The sequence below is a fragment of the Novosphingobium aquae genome (assembly GCF_037572715.1).
In the GTDB taxonomy this organism is placed as follows: Bacteria; Pseudomonadota; Alphaproteobacteria; order Sphingomonadales; family Sphingomonadaceae; genus Novosphingobium; species Novosphingobium aquae.
Map to the genome: position 1 here is coordinate 79,897 of NZ_JBBHJY010000007.1, position 16,163 is coordinate 96,059.

The following is a 16,163-nucleotide window of genomic DNA, read 5'->3' on the forward strand; positions in this document are numbered from 1 at the left end:
CGGGGCCACTCAAGCGCCTCTAGGGGATTATTTTGCCGCCATGCAAGCCGCTTGGCGTTTCTGGCGAAAATTCACAGGATAAAGGGTTCCCAAGCGATGCAGGATGAAGAGGTACTGGCCGAGTTTCGCGCCAGCAAGGCGCTGCTAGAAGGCCATTTCCTGCTCTCTTCCGGCCGCCACAGCGCGCATTACCTGCAATGTGCGCGCGTGTTGATGGATCCGGACCGCGCCAGCCGCCTCGCCGTGGCTCTCGCCAGCAAGCTCCCGCGCGAGCTTCGCAAACAGATCGCCAAGGTGATTTCGCCAGCGATGGGCGGCGTTATTATCGGTCACGAGATGGGCCGGGCGCTGGGCGTGGAGGCGATGTTCGTCGAACGCCCGACCGGAACTTTCGAATTGCGCCGCGGATTCGCGCTTGAACCGGGGGACAAGGTGCTGATGGTTGAGGACGTCGTCACGACCGGCCTATCCAGCAAGGAAGCGATCAAGTGCATCGAGGAAGCCGGCGGCGAAGTCGTTGCGGCGGCTGCGCTGGTCGATCGCTCTGCCGGAACGGTGCAGCTCGGCGTGCCATTCTATCCGCTGTTGGCACTCAACTTCCCCACCTATGCGCCTGCCGAACTGCCGCCCGAACTGGCGGATTCGGAGGCGGTGAAGCCCGGGAGCCGGGCGAAGTAATGATGACTCCCGGTCGCCTTCGCCTTGGCGTGAACATCGATCACGTTGCGACAATCCGCAACGCGCGCGGCGGCGATCATCCCGATCCGGTGCGCGCGGCGCAGATCGTCGCGGCTTGCGGCGGCGACGGCATTACAGCGCACCTGCGTGAAGACCGCCGCCACATCCGCGACGAGGACCTTGCCCGCATCCAGGCGGCGACGGACCTGCCACTGAACCTGGAAATGGCCGCGACTGACGAGATGCTCGCCATAGCGCTGCGCCATAAGCCGCACGCCGCCTGCATCGTCCCCGAACGGCGCGAGGAGCGCACGACCGAGGGCGGGCTTGATGCGGCCGGCCAGCACAACCGTCTGGTGCCGATCGTCTCGGCGCTGGCCGATGCTGGTATCCGGGTTTCGCTGTTCATCGCCCCCGACGAGCGCCAGATCGAAGCCGCGATGCGCCTGCGCGCGCCGGTGGTTGAGCTGCACACCGGCGAATACGCCCACGCAGAAGGCGATCAGGTGGCGGTCGAGCTGCGCCGCTTGGCCGACATGTCCGCGCTCGCCGCCAAGAACGGCATCGAGCCGCACGCCGGCCACGGCCTGACATACGACAACGTCCAGCCTATCGCCGCGATCCCCCAGCTCGCCGAGCTCAACATCGGGCATTACCTGATTGGCGAGGCGATCTTCTGCGGTCTGGAGCCGGCAGTGTTGCGGATGCGCGAACTGATGGACGCGGCGCGGTGATGGAAGTTCGGGGGAAGATCCTCTCCAAATTCGCGAAGCACAAGTGGAGAGGACCTGCATGATCATCGCCATCGGCTCCGACCTCTGCAACATCGAGCGGATAGAAAATTCGCTGGCCCGCTTTGGCGAGCGCTTTGAACGGCGGGTCTTCACCGAGGTCGAACGCGCCAAGGCGGCTCGCCGTCCGTTCACCAAGGCCGGAACCCTCGCCAAGCGCTTTGCCGCCAAGGAGGCTTTTTCCAAGGCGGTCGGAACGGGATTCAAGGCCGGCGTGTTCATGAAGGACATCGGTGTGGTCAATGCCAAGAGCGGCGCTCCAACTCTCGCCTTGACCGGCGGGGCCGCTGCCCGGCTTGCGGCGATAACCCCGGCGGGCCATGAAGCATTTGTCCACCTTACCTTGACCGACGATCACCCTTGGGCTCAGGCCTTTGTCGTGATCGAAGCCCGCCCCATCGCCTGAAAGCTGCCATGACCATCGAAGATGCCGAGAATCCCATAACGCCGCCTGCCGCCGAAGACCCCAAGGACAAGGTCAACTGGGTTCATGAAGTGCGCGGACTGGCGTGGATGCTGCTGGCGGTGCTGGCCTTCCATTCGTTCATCGCCAAGCCGTTCTATATTCCGTCAATCTCTATGACGCCGAACCTGCTGGTTGGGGACCGGCTGGTAGTGTCGAAGTACCCCTATGGCTGGAACTGGTCCTCGGTCAGCTTCCACCTGCTGCCGCGCGGCAAGTGGCGAGCGCTGGGCGGGACGCCGGAATATGGCGACATCGTTATCGTCGTGCCGAAGGACCGCAATGACGACCTTATTAAGCGCGTCGTTGCCCTGCCGGGAGACCGGATCGCACTGAAGGCCGGCCAGATTTACCTCGACGGTGCGCCAATCAAGCGCGAGATGGAGCCGCCGCTGCGACTGCCTGCCGACGATGCACTGATGTGCGACGATGGCCCGGACAAATCGTGGTGCTATTCTTCCGACGACATGGCCCGCCACCGTTCGCGCATGCCCGACGGGAAATTCGTGCTTGAACTGCCGACCTGGCGCGAGACGCTGCCCAACGGCGCGACCTATCTCACGCTCGACACCAGCGACGAGCCCAACGACGACATGGACGAGATCACGGTGCCCGCCGGCCACGTGTTCCTGATGGGCGACAACCGCGACCATTCGGCTGACAGCCGCGCCCCCGCCGCGCCGATCAGCAATGGCCTCGGCGGCGCCGTGCCGCTGCACGACGTTGGCGGCCGGGCCGAATTCATTACCTTCTCGCTCGACGGCACGCAAAGCTGGAGCCCGCTGTCCTGGTGGGGAGCCTTGCGTTCGGGCCGCGCGTGGAGCAGCCTGCGTCCGGCAATCGCGCAGTCCCCTGCGCCTGCCGGGAAGAGCAAGTGAGCGAGACCGACCCAGTTCACCCCACCAAGGCCCGCGCTGCCGGACCGACCGACTTCACCGACCCGCAACTGCGCTGGGAAATGAAGCGCGCCGCCGTCTGGCTCGGCTTGGCGGGGCTGATTGTCCTGACTGTGTTCCTCGCCCAGCCGCTGCTGGTGATCTTCGGCGGACTGGTCTTCGCCGCGATGATCGATGGCGGAGCGCGGCTGCTCGGTCGGGTGCTGCCGCTGTCGCGCGGCTGGCGGGTGAGCATCGTCATCCTGCTCGCCGCCTCTTTCCTGATCTGGACGCTGACCTTCGCCGGCACCCAGCTCGCCAATCAGGCAGCGCAATTGCCCGCACTGGTCGAATCGCAGGCCAATCGCGTGCTTGACTGGCTGCGCAGCCACGGGGTGCGCATCGATTTCGCGGCGGTTCAGGCGGTGACGAAGGAAGTCGTCGGCGGTGTCGGGCAAGTCACGCACGCGGTTGGCGGGCTGATCGGCGGGGCAACCACGCTGTTCCTGATCCTCGTGCTGGGCATCTATATTTCCGCCGAACCCCGACTTTACCAGCGCGGCGTCGCCTGGATGTTCCCGATTTCCGAGCGCGGCCACTTCCACGCCACGGCCGCGCAGATGGGCAAGTCGCTGCGCCGTCTGATGGCGGGGAGAATGCTCGGCATGGCGCTCGAAGGGGTGCTGTGCTGGATCGCCTTGTCGATCTACGGTGTGCCGATGGCTGCGCTTCTCGGCCTGCTGACCGGCATTCTGGCTTTCATCCCCAACATCGGCGCCCCCATTTCCGGGCTCATCATGGTCATGGTCGGCTTCTCGGTCGATACGTCGACGGGGCTCTACTGCATCATCGTCTACTTCGTGCTGCACACGGTCGATGGCAATCTGGTTGCGCCCTATATCGCGCGCAAGACGGTGGACCTTGCCCCGGCGCTGGTGCTGGGCGCACAGCTGATCATGGGGACACTGTTCGGCATCCTCGGCCTTGCGCTCGCCGATCCGCTGGTGGCGATGATCAAGATCGCATTGGAACGTCATTCCGCCCGGCATGAGGCGGAATGGCACGCCGCTTATCCGGACGGAGAGGACGACGACGAGGAAGAAGGCGCGACGGCGTGATCACCACCAGCGTGTTGGACATGCGCGATGCCTTGCCGGGCGGCGGCGCCCTGCTGGCGCTTGACCTTGGCACCAAAACCATCGGCACGGCGTTCTGCGATGCCGGCTGGCGCTTTGCCAGCCCCGGCAAGACCATTCCGCGCGGCAAGTTCATGGCCGACAAGGCGCAGCTCGCCGCGCTGGTCGCAGAGCGCAGCATCAAGGGGCTGGTGATCGGCCTGCCAATCAACATGGATGGCAGCGAAGGCCCGCGCAGCCAAGCCAGCCGCGCCTATGCCCGCAACCTTGAGCCCTTGGAATTGCCGATCCTGCTGTGGGACGAGCGCTGGTCCACCGCCAGTGCGACAAGCGCCTTGATCGCCCAGGACATGAGCCGCGCCAAGCGCGCCGAACGCATCGATTCGGCAGCAGCGGCGGTGATCCTGCAAGCGGCGATTGACGCGCTTGCCGGGGGCGGTTTCTAGGCCCCCTAATCAAGCCAGCGCCGCGCGCTGCGCCGTGGCTTCTGCCGCCACCATGCGGCTGCCCGATTGCTCCATCTTCGCCCAGAAGGCATCGCGCCCGGCCACATCGGTAAACCGCGAGGCCAGCGCATCCGAAGCGGTGAGCCGCATCTGGTCGCTCGGGTGGCTGGCGACAAAACTCTCCGCCAGATTGAGCGACTCGTCATCGGCCATGGCCACGGCCACACGCAGGAAGGCGTCAGTCGAGCCATGGCTGATGATCGCGCCCAGCTTCCCTCCCTCGATATCGAAGCGGTACTGGTCGAGCCAGCCGAGCGCCGGGTTGGCGTGCATAATGTTGATCGAAACCGACAGAGCATCGGCGGGCAGCTGGCGGTGGACATCGCGGTACGCGCGGTAGAGCATCAGCTTGCCCTCCTCCAGCCGCTGCCGCCCCATCGGCTTCAGCCGCACCGGCTCGCCGCGATAGCCGGCAACCTCGGCATATTCGTACTCGTAGTAATCGCTCCAGTAACCCGGGCCGAAATAGCCGAGCGTCAGGAAGTGGAAATTATGATCGTGCGGCATGTCGTAAAGGAACGGTGAACGCCCGCTCGCCTGCAGCACGTGGTCCTCGGCGCCCGGCCAGATATTGGCGCGCAGGAAGCAGTTGCCCCGGTGGTCCGACAGGATCAGCGACTGCGGGCCATAGCACTGCCCGTCGGTCTCCTCGCGGTGGCGATCGGCGAGGTTGCGGACAAGAATGTCGCCCAGAAACGTCGCGTTGTTGCCCAGCCCCCGCAGACAGCCCGCGCCGTGGTGCAGGCTCTCTTCATCCATCGGGTCGAAGCAGTTTGCGGCGAGCGCATCGGCGCATTCGGCCAGCGAGCAGGATGACTGGTCCTCAAGATCGATTACGCGGGGCATCATTCCACCTCGGCGAGTTGGGGGTGAGCTTCGAGCAATTGCGCCCGTAGCTCGCCGGCGGGAATGGCGAGGCCGTCCTCGACCGAACTGGCAATCGCGGTGAGTGTCCAGAAGCCGGTGCGGGTATCGAGACCGAGGCATTCGCGCAGCGCCTGCCAGCGCAGCGAATCGCCGTGCGATACGTCGCGGGCGATCTCCGCCAGCACGGGGGCGGCATCGCTACGGCCCATCTTGCCGAGCAGGGCAACCGCCATTTCGTGCCGGCTCTCGCGCGGGGTAGCGCTGGCGCGGTGCAGCACCTTGCCATCCTCCAGCGAAATTTCGAGCCGGGGCTGCGAGGAATCGAGCCGCCGCTAAAGCCGCAGGAGCAGCACCACGCCATCGGCGGCATCAAAGATCAGCGTTTCGCGCGCGCCATCGCGGCCCAGCGACAGGCCGGGCGTAAGATCGAGACCATGCGTTGCGATCCTGTCACCGCACCGCTCAACCAGCCGCGCCTTGCCCGTGCCCGAAAGCACGACTTCCCATTCGTCCGAGGGCGAGAAACATGCCGAATTCGGCTCGGGGCGTGCCGCCAGCCCCGCGAAGTCAATCGCGGTCAGGGTCAGCAGGCTATCGCCTTCGCGCGCCAGCATCAGCACCGACATCACGCCATCGGTGAAATGGCGCACCAGCACCACGCCAAGCGGTTGCTGGGCAAGCGCCAAGGCAAAGCCGGAAAGCAGCGGGGTAACCAGGTCCCGCGCAGCATCTTCCGCCCCGCCAAACAGACCGGCCAGTTCCCGCTGGTCAGCGAGCGACGCGCCCTTGGCATAGCGTGAAAAGCCGGCGAGAACACGGCGCACCCCGGCGCTCTCACGCCAGAAAGCCAGCGCTGCGGTAAGTCCATGTTGTGCGCGCACCTGCTCGGCCGGGTCGGCCTGAAGTGCGGCGATCGGGGGGCTTATATCCACAGCGCTGCCTTTCCGGGACCAATCCGATCAGCCGTTCGAACCACCTTCGCCTTCTTCGGGATGCATCAGTTCGTAAAGGAAGACCATCAGGACGACAATCTCGTCGCCTGAAGATTGCGCCTGTCCGCCGGGCAGAAGGCTGCCGAAAACGCCGGTCAGCACATCGAGATGCGGCAGCGTCGCGACATCGATCAAAGGTAGGATCATGGCAATTTCCCATGCTCTGCAAGGCACCATTGCCTTGCCGCACCGGCTTGCCGGGAGGATCCCCTCAACCGAAATTCAAAGCCTGTAATCGCCCCGGATCAGGACGCACGCAGGACCACCACAAGGCCGTCTGCCAGCGGTGGCGGCGCGCCCGTTCCAATCTCAACGCGCACGGCATCGGCGCGGGCGCGGAGAGCAATTGCGGAGGCGACACCGGTCTCGGTTGCAAGGCAATCGGCGCTTCCCAGCAAGCGCGCCTCGCGCAGGGTCAGATCATCAGGATCGGCGCTCCGCAGGTGGATTTCGACCGTCGCTGCGCCGCCAGATGCCGCATTTGCCAGCCACCCCTCGATTCGCGCCGCACTTTCCGAATCGAGCGGATCGAGCGCGCCGCCTTGCGCCAGGGCCGCATCGAGCGCGCGGCGGCGATCAGCGGCATCGGGAAAGCGGTTCTTGAGAGTGGCACGAATGGCGCCCAGCCCTTGCGCCAGATCACCGAGCGAATGGGGCAGCAAAGCCTCGAGCCGCAGCCGCAGCGACTTGGCTAGTCCGGCCGAAACACCACCCGTGCCCACCGCCACTTGCACTGGCCCGCGCTCGAGCAGGCTGGGGACGGTGAAATCGCACAGATCAGGCCGGTCGGTGACATTGACCAGCAGGCCGCGCGCCTTCAGCCGCGCCGCAGTGGCATCGGGATCGTCGAGCGCGACAAAAGCCAGCCGGGCCTGCGGATCATCCTCACCAACGATCACCCCGCCCGCGCGCTCGATCAGGCGCCGCTTGGCAAGGCCCGCCTCCCCCTCGCCCAGCAGCATCACCGGCTGGCCGGCGATACGGTGGAACAGGGGAAGCGAATTCGTCATTCGAGCCAGTCCGGCACGCGCTCCGACGCGCTGATCGCTTCGGGCATGATACGGTCAGCAACGACGGCGAACTTGTCGCCATCGACCATGACCTCGGCCACGAAGCCGCGGCTGTTGTAGCTCGACGCCATCGTCGCGCCATAAGCCCCGGCGGTGCGGAACACGGCGAGATCGCCGGCCACCAGCGCATCGCAATCACGATCCATGGCGAAGGTATCGCCGGTTTCGCAGATCGGACCGACGATGTGCGCGGTCATGCGGTCGCCGCTGGGCTTTACCGCATCGAAATCGTGCCAGGCGCCGTACATCGCCGGACGGGCAAGGTCGTTCATCGCGGCATCGACGATGACGAAAGGCGCCTTGTTCGAGCTGCGCTTTACCCGTACCACCTTGGTCAGCAACACGCCGGCATTGCCGCAGATCACGCGGCCGGGTTCGAACATCAGCGTGACGTCCCAGCCTTCAGTCGCGCGGGCGACCATGGCGGCATATTCTTCGGGCGACGGAAAAGTCTCGCCGGCCTTATAAGGCACGCCGAGCCCGCCGCCGAGATCGACGTGGGTCACGCTCTGGCCAGCGGCGCGCAGTTCGGCGACGAGCGCGCCGACCTTGGCGAAGGCTTCCTCGAAAGGCTCCAGTTCGGACAGCTGGCTGCCGATGTGCACGGCAACGCCGCGCATATTCAGCCCGGGGCGCGAAGCCAGCCGTGCATAAATGCCCGCGGCACGGTCGATCGGCACGCCGAACTTGTTCTCGGCCTTGCCGGTGGAGATCTTGGCATGGGTGCGGGCATCGACATCGGGATTGACCCGCAGCGCGCAATTGGCGGTGAGGCCAAGGCTCGCAGCAATTTCCGCCAGTTCCTCGCCCTCTTCCTCGCTCTCGATGTTGAACTGGCCGATACCGGCCTTGAGCCCGGCGATCATTTCATGGTGCTGCTTGCCAACGCCCGAGAAGACGATGTCATCTGCCGGCATTCCGGCGGCGAGAGCCCGCGCCAGTTCGCCGGCCGAGACGACATCGGCGCCCAGCCCTTCGCGCTTCATCACGCGCAGCACTGCCAGATTGGGATTGGCCTTGATGGCGAAGGCGATGTGCACGCGCGGCAGGATCGACAGCGCGTCGCGGAACACCTGCGCGTGGCGTTCCAGCGTGGCGCGCGAATAGACGTAGACGGGCGTGCCGACGGCATCGGCAATCGCGGTCAAGGGCACGTCTTCGGCGTGGAGCACGCCGTTCTTGAGTTCGAAATGGTCCATGGGAATTGGGTCTTTGCGTCTCAGCCCTCAGGGGGCAGGTCGTAGGGATCGTCGGTGCGGTCCTCGGATTTCTTGCGGAGTTCGACGGAGCGTTCGGGCGCTGCCTGCGGGCGCAGTTTGAGCAGCTCGTCAGACGTCGGTTTGGTGTCGCGGCCCATTGGCGCGACGGGCAGGTCACGCCCGGCCAGCGGTTTGAGCGGCGCGGTTACCCCGCAGCCGGCGAGCGGCAGGGTGAGGACAGCAAGTGCGAGCGCGGCCTTCTTCATCAGATCACTCCAGCCCCAGCGCAGTCCGCGCCTCAGCAACGCGCTTTCCTACCTCAATCGGTGCAGTTCCGCCATGGCTGCTGCGCGCGGCGACCGAAGCCTCAACCGACAGCGCGGCATAGACGTCCTGCGTAAGGCGCGGATCGATCGCCTGCAGGTCGCCCAGCGGCAACTGATCGAGCGCAATGCCGCGCGATTCAGCAAGCTTTACGGCGGCGCCCGTGATGTGATGCGCCTCACGGAAGGGTATGTTCGCCTGCCGGACGAGCCAGTCGGCCAGGTCGGTTGCAGTGGCATAACCAAGCTCGGCAGCAGCACGCATCCGTGTCGTGCGGAACGTCGCGCCCTCGACCATGCCGGTCATCGCGGCGAGGCACAGGGTGAGCAGGCTCGCGGCTTCGAACACCGGTGGCTTGTCGTCCTGCATGTCCTTTGAATAGGCGAGCGGCAGGCCCTTCATCGTGATCATCAGACTGGTGAGGCTGCCGATGATCCGCCCCGAATGGCCGCGCACCAGTTCGGCGGCGTCCGGGTTCTTCTTCTGCGGCATGATCGAGCTGCCGGTCGACAGGCTGTCAGGCAGCGAGACGAAGCCGAAGGGCTGGCTGGCCCAGATGATGAACTCCTCGGCCAAGCGGCTGAGGTGCAGCGCGCACTGGCTGGCGGCCATCAGGTAATCGAGCGCGAAATCGCGGTCCGATACCGAATCGAGGCTGTTGGCGGTTGGCCCGTCGAAGGCGAGCGCCGCCGCGGTCATGGCTCGGTCGATAGGAAAGCCGGTTCCGGCAAGCGCCGCCGCGCCCAGCGGGCTGCGGTTCATCCGCACACGGGCATCGGCAAAGCGCGAAACGTCGCGCGCGGTCATCTCGTAATAGGCCATGAGGTGATGGCCGAGCGTCACCGGCTGCGCGGTCTGCAGATGGGTGAAGCCCGGCATGATCGATCCGGCATGTTCGCCCGCGCGGTTGACCAGCGCGACCTGCAGCGCCTTGAGGCCCGCTATCGCCGAATCGCAGGCATCGCGGACCCACAGGCGGAAATCGGTCGCCACCTGATCATTGCGGCTGCGCGCGGTGTGCAAACGGCCTGCCACGGCGCCGATCAGTTCGGCAAGGCGGCTTTCCGTGGTCATGTGAATGTCTTCAAGGTCCCAGTTTTCGGGCACCCCGTTGGCTTCGTATTCGGCGGCAACCTGATCGAGCCCGCCGGCAATCGTCGCCGCATCCCCGGCCGAAACGATCCCCTGAGCACCAAGCATGGCGACATGGGCCTTCGATGCGGCTATGTCTTGCCGCCACAGCGCCTTGTCGAACGGGATCGAGGCATTTATCTCACGCATGATCGCTGACGGTCCACCTTCGAACCGTCCGCCCCACATCTGGTTGGAGCCTGCCTTGCTGCTATCGAGATCGCTCAAATCCGTGGTCCTTGGCCTGGGTATCAGCCTGCTACTCGCGGGGTGCGATAGGCAAAGCGATGAAAAGGCGCAAGCTAAGGCTATAGCCGCCTGCACCGCCATTCCCGCCAAGGTCGGCGAACCCGACTGCAGCAAGCAGGGCAACGAACTGCCCGAATTCACGCTGGTCGATCCGGTGGGCAAGAAGCTGTCCATGGCCTCGCTAAAGGGCAAGCCGGTGCTGATCAACCTCTGGGCCACGTGGTGCGCGCCTTGCGTGGCCGAGCTGCCCCAGCTCGACAAGCTGGCCGGCGGCAAACTGAAGGTGCTGACCGTGTCTCAGGACATGGAGACTGGAAAGGTCGCCGATTTCCTGACGCAGCGCGGGGTGAAGAACCTTGAGCCGTGGCTGGACGAGAAGAACGAGCTATCGACGCATTACCAAATCCAGACCCTGCCGACGACGATCCTCTACGATGCCGAGGGCCGCGAAGTTTGGCGCGTGACCGGCCCGCGCGAGTGGGATGATGAGGCGACGAGGAAGCTGCTGAAGCCGGTGCTCTAGGCGTGCCGCGCCGCATCACCGCCGCCGTGCTGCGCCAATCCGGCGACCAGCCCCGACCCTATGCGGCTTCCGCCCCGCTGGAACTGGCCGCGCTCGATCTGGCTGAACCCGGACCTGGCGAGCTGCTGGTGCGGATCGACGCGGCGGGAATCTGCCATTCCGATCTCTCGGTGATCAACGGCGACCGGCCGCGCCCGATGCCGATGGCGCTGGGGCACGAAGCGGCGGCAACCGTGATCGCCACCGGCACGCCGGGCGATCCGGATTTCGCACCCGGTGACAGCGTCGTGCTCATCTTCCTGCCGTCTTGCGGTGACTGCGCGGAGTGCCGCGACGGGCGCGGATACCTGTGCGGCGTGGCGGCATCAGCGAATGGCCGAGGCGAACTGATCGGCGGCGGCTGCCGCTTGTCCGAGGGCGGCGGGGAGGTGCATCATCACCTCGGCGTATCGGCCTTTGCCAGCCATGCCGTTGTCGACCGGCGCTCAGCGGTGAAAGTCGATAGCGACATCCCGCCCGAAATCGCCGCGCTGTTCGGCTGTGCCGTGCTCACCGGCGTGGGCGCGGTGATGAACACGGCGTCCTTGCGCAAAGGCGAAAGCGTGCTGGTCTACGGCCTCGGTGGGGTTGGCATGGCGGCGCTGATGGGTGCGATTGCGGCGGGTGCTTCGTGGGTCTGCGCGATCGATCCTTCCCCCGAAAAGCGAGCGCTCGCGCTGGACCTTGGCGCGGATGAAGTCGCCGCACCGGAAGACGCGGACGGGCTGGAACCTGCCGACGTCGTGATTGAATCGGTCGGCAAGGCCAGCGTCCTCGCCGCCGCCTATGCAAAGGCCAAGCGCGGCGGGCGGGTGATAACTGTCGGCCTGCCCAACCCGGCGGAAATGCTCACCATTCCGGCCATTTCACTGGTGGCCGAGGGTAAGGCACTGATCGGCAGTTATATGGGCTCCTCCATCCCGGCGCGCGACATTCCGCGCTATATCGCCCTGTGGCGCGAAGGCCGCCTGCCCGTGGAGCGCCTACTCACCTCAGTCAGCCCGCTCAGCGACATCAACCTGTGCATGGACCGGCTGGCCGATGGCTCGGCAATCCGTCAGGTCGTCATTCCGGGAGAACCGACATGAGCCGCGCCCCCTTGCTTGGCCGAGACGCCTATCGCCACTGGCACAGCCTGCCGACGCAATGGGCGGACAATGACGTCTATGGTCATGTCAACAATGCCGTGCAGTACCGCTGGTTCGATACGGTGGTGAACAACTGGTTGATCGACGTGGGCCTGCTCGATATCGAACACGGTGATCCGATCGGCCTTGTGGTGGAAACCGGCTGCCGCTACGCCGCATCGCTGGTCCATCCGATGACGGTGGAGATCGGCCTGCTGATCGAGCGACTGGGGTCGTCGAGCGTCACTTACCGGCTCGGCGTGTTCGCTCCCGGATCAGACAGGCCCGCAGCCGAAGGGCATTTCACCCATGTCTATGTCGACCGGACGAACCGCCGCCCGGTGCCGCTGCCCGAAGCTTGGCGACGGACTCTGGAAACTCTGACCTAGTCCGCTGGCCGCCCTGCAATGAAGGCACGCAACTGGTCCTGCTCAGCCGCAGAAAACCGCAGGCCGAGCTTAGTCCGGCGCCAAAGAACGTCTTCCGCACTGCGCGCCCACTCACGCCTCATCAAAAAGCGCACTTCCGCTTCGGTCAGACCGTGGCCAAAGTGCGCCCCGCATTCAGCCAGTGAAGCCGCATCACCCAATATCTCTGTAGTGAGCGTTCCATAACAACGCGCCAAGCGCGAAGCCCACAGCGGCTCAAGAAATGGATATCGGTCCGCGATTAAAGCCAGCAAATCATCCGCTTCCTCGCGCGGAAAATCGCCACCGGGCAGCGTTGCTGTCGCCGTCCACCCTTCGCCCTTGAGGACTGGCAAGCGCTCGGCAAGCAGTTCGACAGCTTCCTGCGCCAGGTGCCGATAGGTTGTGATCTTGCCGCCGAATACGGTGAGGATCGGCGCGCCTTCCTCCGCTTCCGACAGGTCGAAGCGATAACCGCGCGTTGCCGCCTCGGGTTTGCCGGAGTGATCGTCGAGCAAAGGGCGGACCCCCGAATAGGTCCAGACGACATCGGCTGGCACCACCCGATTGCGGAAATAAAGGCTCGCGCCTTCGCAGAGGTAGGCAATTTCCTCCTCGCTGGCGCGCGGTTCACCGCCAGTGTGGTCGCGGTCGGTCGTGCCAATCAGGGTGAAGTCCTGCTCGTAGGGAATTGCGAAAAAGATGCGCCCGTCCGGCAGTTGGAAGAAGTAGGCAAATTCATGATCGAACAGCTTCGGTACGACAATATGGCTGCCGCGCACCAGTCGCATGCCGTATTCAGCCTGCTCATGAGCGCGCCCCAGAACATCAAGCACGCGTGGACCGGCGGCGTTGACCACGGCTCGGGCACGGAAGGGTCCGTCGGGCGTGTCCAAATGCCACAGGTCGCCATGCCGTTCTAGGCGTTCAACCGGGCAATGGGTGCGGATCGCCGCGCCGCGATCGGCGGCATCGCGGGCGTTTAACACGACAAGGCGGGCATCATCGACCCAGCAATCCGAATAGACAAAGCCTTGCGCGAATTCCGGCTTGAGCGGCCCGCCGGCAGGGTGGCGCGAGAGGTCAATGGATTCGGCCGTCGGCAACCGCTTGCGCCCGCCGATATGGTCATAAATAAACAGCCCTAGCCGTAGCAACCAGCGTGGCCGCAACCCTTTGGCGTGCGGCAGGACAAAGCGCAGCGGCCAGATAATGTGCGGCGCGATGCCCCACAGCTGCTCGCGCTCGGACAGAGCCTCGCGCACCAGGGCAAATTCGTAATGCTCGAGATAGCGCAGTCCGCCGTGGATCAGCTTAGTCGAGGCGGAGGATGTACCGCCGGCAAGATCTCCAGCCTCGAGCAGCAGCACCTGCGCCCCCCGCCCCGCTGCGTCTCGCGCAATGCCGCAGCCATTCACGCCGCCGCCGATCACGGCAATTTCGTAAATCTGGTCAGCCGGAAGGGTCATGCCGTTCAACAGTGCCCCAGCCACGCGCTAACGCCAAACGCAAAAACCCCGCCGAAGCGGGGTCTTGTGTTGGTTGCGGGGGGGCGCTTTGCTCGCGACCTACGGCCGCTACCCATGGTCGCCTTTGAAAATCTTCTTGATGAGCGTCGGCCAGGAAACGGCTTACTCTCGCTCTTTCGATCGACTGCATAGTCACGGCATGATGTCAGACTAACTGAACCAGTCAGTTGTCTCGGATCTGGCGGGCAGAAGACCACATAGCCGCCGCACGGCAGCGAATGCCGTTTCGAATGAAGGAATTTCCTGAGCGTCTCCGAATGCCATGCTTTCGACAAAGCGTTCATATTCCTGCCGATAGAGTGCGTCCGATTGCACGATTTCAATCATCGCTGTCAGTCGCTCTGCCGGCGCCATGGCACGGCTGGCTTCGCTCCCGCGTCGCGTATCGGCGACCAGGGTCTCATCAGGATATCCGGAAAATTGGTCTTAGTAGCCACGCCAGGCTCCAGCGCCGCCAACGAGAATGCCTGCTCTGGGCCGCGGGGGAAAAAGCGCTGTAGAATCGGCCATTATCCTCGGGATCAGCGCGGAAACCGTCGTTCAGCACCTGAAGGTCGCGCGAGAGCGCTACGACGTTCACTGCCGTCAGTCGCTGATCTTGTATGCGCTGTACGATGGCCTGATCGGCTTTGACGACATCTTCAGGTGGAGGGGCCGCACCTGATCGAGCAGGCTGGCTGCCGTGCGGTGCGACTTGAGATGGGTGGCGTCGATCATGAGTTGGTCTGGCTTGCCGCCCTTGGCTGCCAAGGCAGCGAAGATCCGGTTGAACACGCCCATGCGGCTCCAACGGATGAACCGGTTGTAGATCGTTTTGGGCGGGCCGTATGCCGCAGGCGCATCACGCCATCGCAGGCCATTGCGGATGACGAAGATAATGCCGCTGATGATCCGACGATCATCAACCCGCGGCACCCCGCGCGACAATGGGAGATACGGCTCGATCCGACGCATCTGCGCCTCCGACAACCAGATCAGGTCACTCATCGCAACGCCTCCTCGCGCCGCCATTGAATCAACACCCAGCCAGCCACGCAAGCAATTTAATAGGTCCTGAGCCTAGCACACGAGTTAGTCGATTCCGCGACTGGCCAAGCTCAATTCATCTTGCGTTCGTCCAACCCCAGCCCTCGCCCGATAATTTCCAGCATGATTTCGCTGGTGCCCGCGAAAATCCGACTGATGCGCGCATCGGTGTACATCCGGCTGATACGGTACTCCTCCATATAGCCCGCACCGCCATGGAACTGGACGCACTGGTCCATGACCCGGGCTTCCAGCTCACTGGACAGCAACTTAGCCGCCGACGCATCCTCTGCTGACAATTCTCCGGCGTTGAGCAGCAGCACGCACTGATCGACATAGGTCTGCGCCATGTCCAGTTCGGCGCGCATCTGGGCCATCTTGAAGCGGGTGTTCTGGAAGGCGCCGATGGGTTTGCCGAAGGCCCGGCGTTCCTTGACGTATTCCAGAGTCAGATCGAAAGCGGTCTGCGCCGTGGCGGTGAAGCCGATGGCCGCGACCAGGCGTTCCTGCGCGAGCATCCGCGCGAGATACTTGAATCCCTGCCCGGCCTCGCCCAGCAGGTTCGCTTCAGGCACCTTTACATCGTTGAAGAACAGTTCGGCGGTATCCTGGCTCTTGAGGCCCATCTTCTCCAGCTTGCGGCCACGTTCGAAGCCTTCCATGCCGCGTTCGATAAGGAACAGGCTGATGCCATGCGACCGGTCGGGATCGGTTCGGGCGGCCACGACAATCAGGTCGCCGAGAATTCCGTTGGAGATATAGGTCTTGGCGCCGTTCAGCACCCAGTGATCGCCCTTTTTGACCGCCCGGGTCTTCATGCCCGCAAGATCACTGCCGGTGGAAGGCTCAGTCATCGCGACAGCGAGAATCGTCTCTCCCGAGACAATCCCCGGCATGAAGCGCGCCTTCTGTTCCTCATTGCCCAGCTTGGAAATGTAGGGCGCAACCAGATCGTTGTGCAGATTGATGTAGAACCCGATGTCGCCATGGCGCATGTTTTCTTCGATGATGATCTGGTTGAAGCGGAAATCGCTGATCCCCGCGCCGCCAAACCGTTCCTCGGCATCGACGCAGAGCAGGCCCTGCGCCCCGGCCTTCAGGTAAGTCTCGCGGTCCACCATACCCGCTTCGCGCCAGCGATCCGTATGCGGCGCGACTTCGGCCTGCATGAAGCGGCGGACGGAGTCGCGGAACTGTTCGTGTTCGGATTCGAAAATCATACGGCGCATAT

19 protein-coding genes and 1 pseudogene are annotated in these 16,163 nt (G+C 64.4%); 9 read left to right on the forward strand and 11 right to left on the reverse strand.

Annotated features, from left to right (window positions below; genetic code table 11):
- The first annotated feature begins 96 nt into the window (after positions 1–96).
- The 6 genes from pyrE to ruvX are packed head-to-tail and all read left to right on the forward strand — an operon-like array spanning position 97 to position 4,389.
- The gene (pyrE, locus tag WG900_RS13890; protein WP_339967870.1) at positions 97–678 is read left to right on the forward strand and encodes an orotate phosphoribosyltransferase; all 582 of its coding nucleotides are present in this window, start codon (positions 97–99) and stop codon (positions 676–678) included.
- Between the two features lie 2 nt (positions 679–680).
- Positions 681–1,412, forward strand: coding sequence for a pyridoxine 5'-phosphate synthase (locus WG900_RS13895; protein WP_339967871.1), 732 nt, complete (start codon positions 681–683; stop codon positions 1,410–1,412).
- A 58-nt stretch (positions 1,413–1,470) separates the two neighbouring features.
- Entirely contained in the window at positions 1,471–1,875 is a 405-nt protein-coding gene (acpS, locus tag WG900_RS13900; protein ID WP_339967872.1) for a holo-ACP synthase, read from the forward strand.
- 8 nt (positions 1,876–1,883) lie between these two features.
- Positions 1,884–2,810: a signal peptidase I gene (lepB, locus tag WG900_RS13905; protein ID WP_339967873.1), complete on the forward strand. Its 927-nt coding sequence runs from the start codon at positions 1,884–1,886 to the stop codon at positions 2,808–2,810.
- Positions 2,807–3,925 (forward strand): AI-2E family transporter, encoded by a 1,119-nt coding sequence (locus tag WG900_RS13910; RefSeq protein WP_339967874.1) that lies wholly within the window; start codon positions 2,807–2,809, stop codon positions 3,923–3,925. The genes lepB and WG900_RS13910 overlap by 4 nt, the downstream gene beginning before the upstream one ends.
- Before the next feature lie 20 nt (positions 3,926–3,945).
- A complete protein-coding gene (gene ruvX / locus WG900_RS13915) occupies positions 3,946–4,389 on the forward strand; it encodes a Holliday junction resolvase RuvX (RefSeq protein ID WP_339968138.1) in 444 nt (147 codons plus the stop codon).
- 9 nt (positions 4,390–4,398) lie between these two features.
- Here ruvX and WG900_RS13920 read toward each other — a convergent pair whose 3' ends face one another.
- The 8 genes from WG900_RS13920 to argH form a co-directional block, all read right to left on the reverse strand.
- Positions 4,399–5,298, reverse strand: a complete 900-nt coding sequence (locus WG900_RS13920) for a transposase (RefSeq protein WP_339967875.1) — start codon at positions 5,296–5,298, stop codon at positions 4,399–4,401.
- The gene (locus tag WG900_RS13925) at positions 5,295–5,594 is read right to left on the reverse strand and encodes a hypothetical protein (protein ID WP_339967876.1); all 300 of its coding nucleotides are present in this window, start codon (positions 5,592–5,594) and stop codon (positions 5,295–5,297) included. The genes WG900_RS13920 and WG900_RS13925 overlap by 4 nt, the downstream gene beginning before the upstream one ends.
- Before the next feature lie 54 nt (positions 5,595–5,648).
- Positions 5,649–6,248, reverse strand: coding sequence for a hypothetical protein (locus WG900_RS13930; RefSeq protein ID WP_339967878.1), 600 nt, complete (start codon positions 6,246–6,248; stop codon positions 5,649–5,651).
- Positions 6,249–6,275: 27 nt separating this feature from the next.
- A complete protein-coding gene (locus tag WG900_RS13935; RefSeq protein ID WP_339967879.1) occupies positions 6,276–6,455 on the reverse strand; it encodes a hypothetical protein in 180 nt (59 codons plus the stop codon).
- Between the two features lie 98 nt (positions 6,456–6,553).
- On the reverse strand, positions 6,554–7,318 hold the full coding sequence (locus tag WG900_RS13940; protein ID WP_339967881.1) for a precorrin-2 dehydrogenase/sirohydrochlorin ferrochelatase family protein: 765 nt from the start codon (positions 7,316–7,318) through the stop codon (positions 6,554–6,556).
- Complete coding sequence (lysA, locus tag WG900_RS13945; protein WP_339967882.1) at positions 7,315–8,577, reverse strand: diaminopimelate decarboxylase; 1,263 nt, start codon at positions 8,575–8,577, stop codon at positions 7,315–7,317. Before lysA ends, WG900_RS13940 begins: the two co-directional genes overlap by 4 nt.
- Positions 8,578–8,597: 20 nt before the next feature.
- Positions 8,598–8,843, reverse strand: coding sequence for a hypothetical protein (locus WG900_RS13950; RefSeq protein ID WP_339967883.1), 246 nt, complete (start codon positions 8,841–8,843; stop codon positions 8,598–8,600).
- A gap of 4 nt (positions 8,844–8,847) precedes the next feature.
- Positions 8,848–10,221, reverse strand: coding sequence for an argininosuccinate lyase (gene argH, locus WG900_RS13955; RefSeq protein WP_339968140.1), 1,374 nt, complete (start codon positions 10,219–10,221; stop codon positions 8,848–8,850).
- A 43-nt stretch (positions 10,222–10,264) separates the two neighbouring features.
- Here argH and WG900_RS13960 point away from each other — a divergent pair, with 43 nt between their 5' ends.
- The 3 genes from WG900_RS13960 to WG900_RS13970 are packed head-to-tail and all read left to right on the forward strand — an operon-like array spanning position 10,265 to position 12,359.
- Positions 10,265–10,804 (forward strand): TlpA family protein disulfide reductase, encoded by a 540-nt coding sequence (locus WG900_RS13960; protein WP_339967885.1) that lies wholly within the window; start codon positions 10,265–10,267, stop codon positions 10,802–10,804.
- Positions 10,805–10,806: 2 nt separating this feature from the next.
- Positions 10,807–11,931 (forward strand): alcohol dehydrogenase catalytic domain-containing protein, encoded by a 1,125-nt coding sequence (locus WG900_RS13965; protein ID WP_339967886.1) that lies wholly within the window; start codon positions 10,807–10,809, stop codon positions 11,929–11,931.
- A complete protein-coding gene (locus WG900_RS13970) occupies positions 11,928–12,359 on the forward strand; it encodes an acyl-CoA thioesterase (RefSeq protein WP_339967888.1) in 432 nt (143 codons plus the stop codon). The genes WG900_RS13965 and WG900_RS13970 overlap by 4 nt, the downstream gene beginning before the upstream one ends.
- Here the strand turns inward: WG900_RS13970 and WG900_RS13975 are convergent.
- The 3 genes and pseudogenes from WG900_RS13975 to WG900_RS13985 form a co-directional block, all read right to left on the reverse strand.
- Positions 12,356–13,846: a glycerol-3-phosphate dehydrogenase gene (locus tag WG900_RS13975; protein WP_339967889.1), complete on the reverse strand. Its 1,491-nt coding sequence runs from the start codon at positions 13,844–13,846 to the stop codon at positions 12,356–12,358. The two genes, WG900_RS13970 and WG900_RS13975, sit on opposite strands and share 4 nt — an antisense overlap.
- A gap of 729 nt (positions 13,847–14,575) precedes the next feature.
- A pseudogene (locus WG900_RS13980) lies at positions 14,576–14,893 on the reverse strand (transposase); the annotation flags it as partial.
- Positions 14,894–15,003: 110 nt separating this feature from the next.
- On the reverse strand, positions 15,004–16,161 hold the full coding sequence (locus tag WG900_RS13985; RefSeq protein ID WP_339967891.1) for an acyl-CoA dehydrogenase family protein: 1,158 nt from the start codon (positions 16,159–16,161) through the stop codon (positions 15,004–15,006).
- Positions 16,162–16,163: the final 2 nt, after the last annotated feature.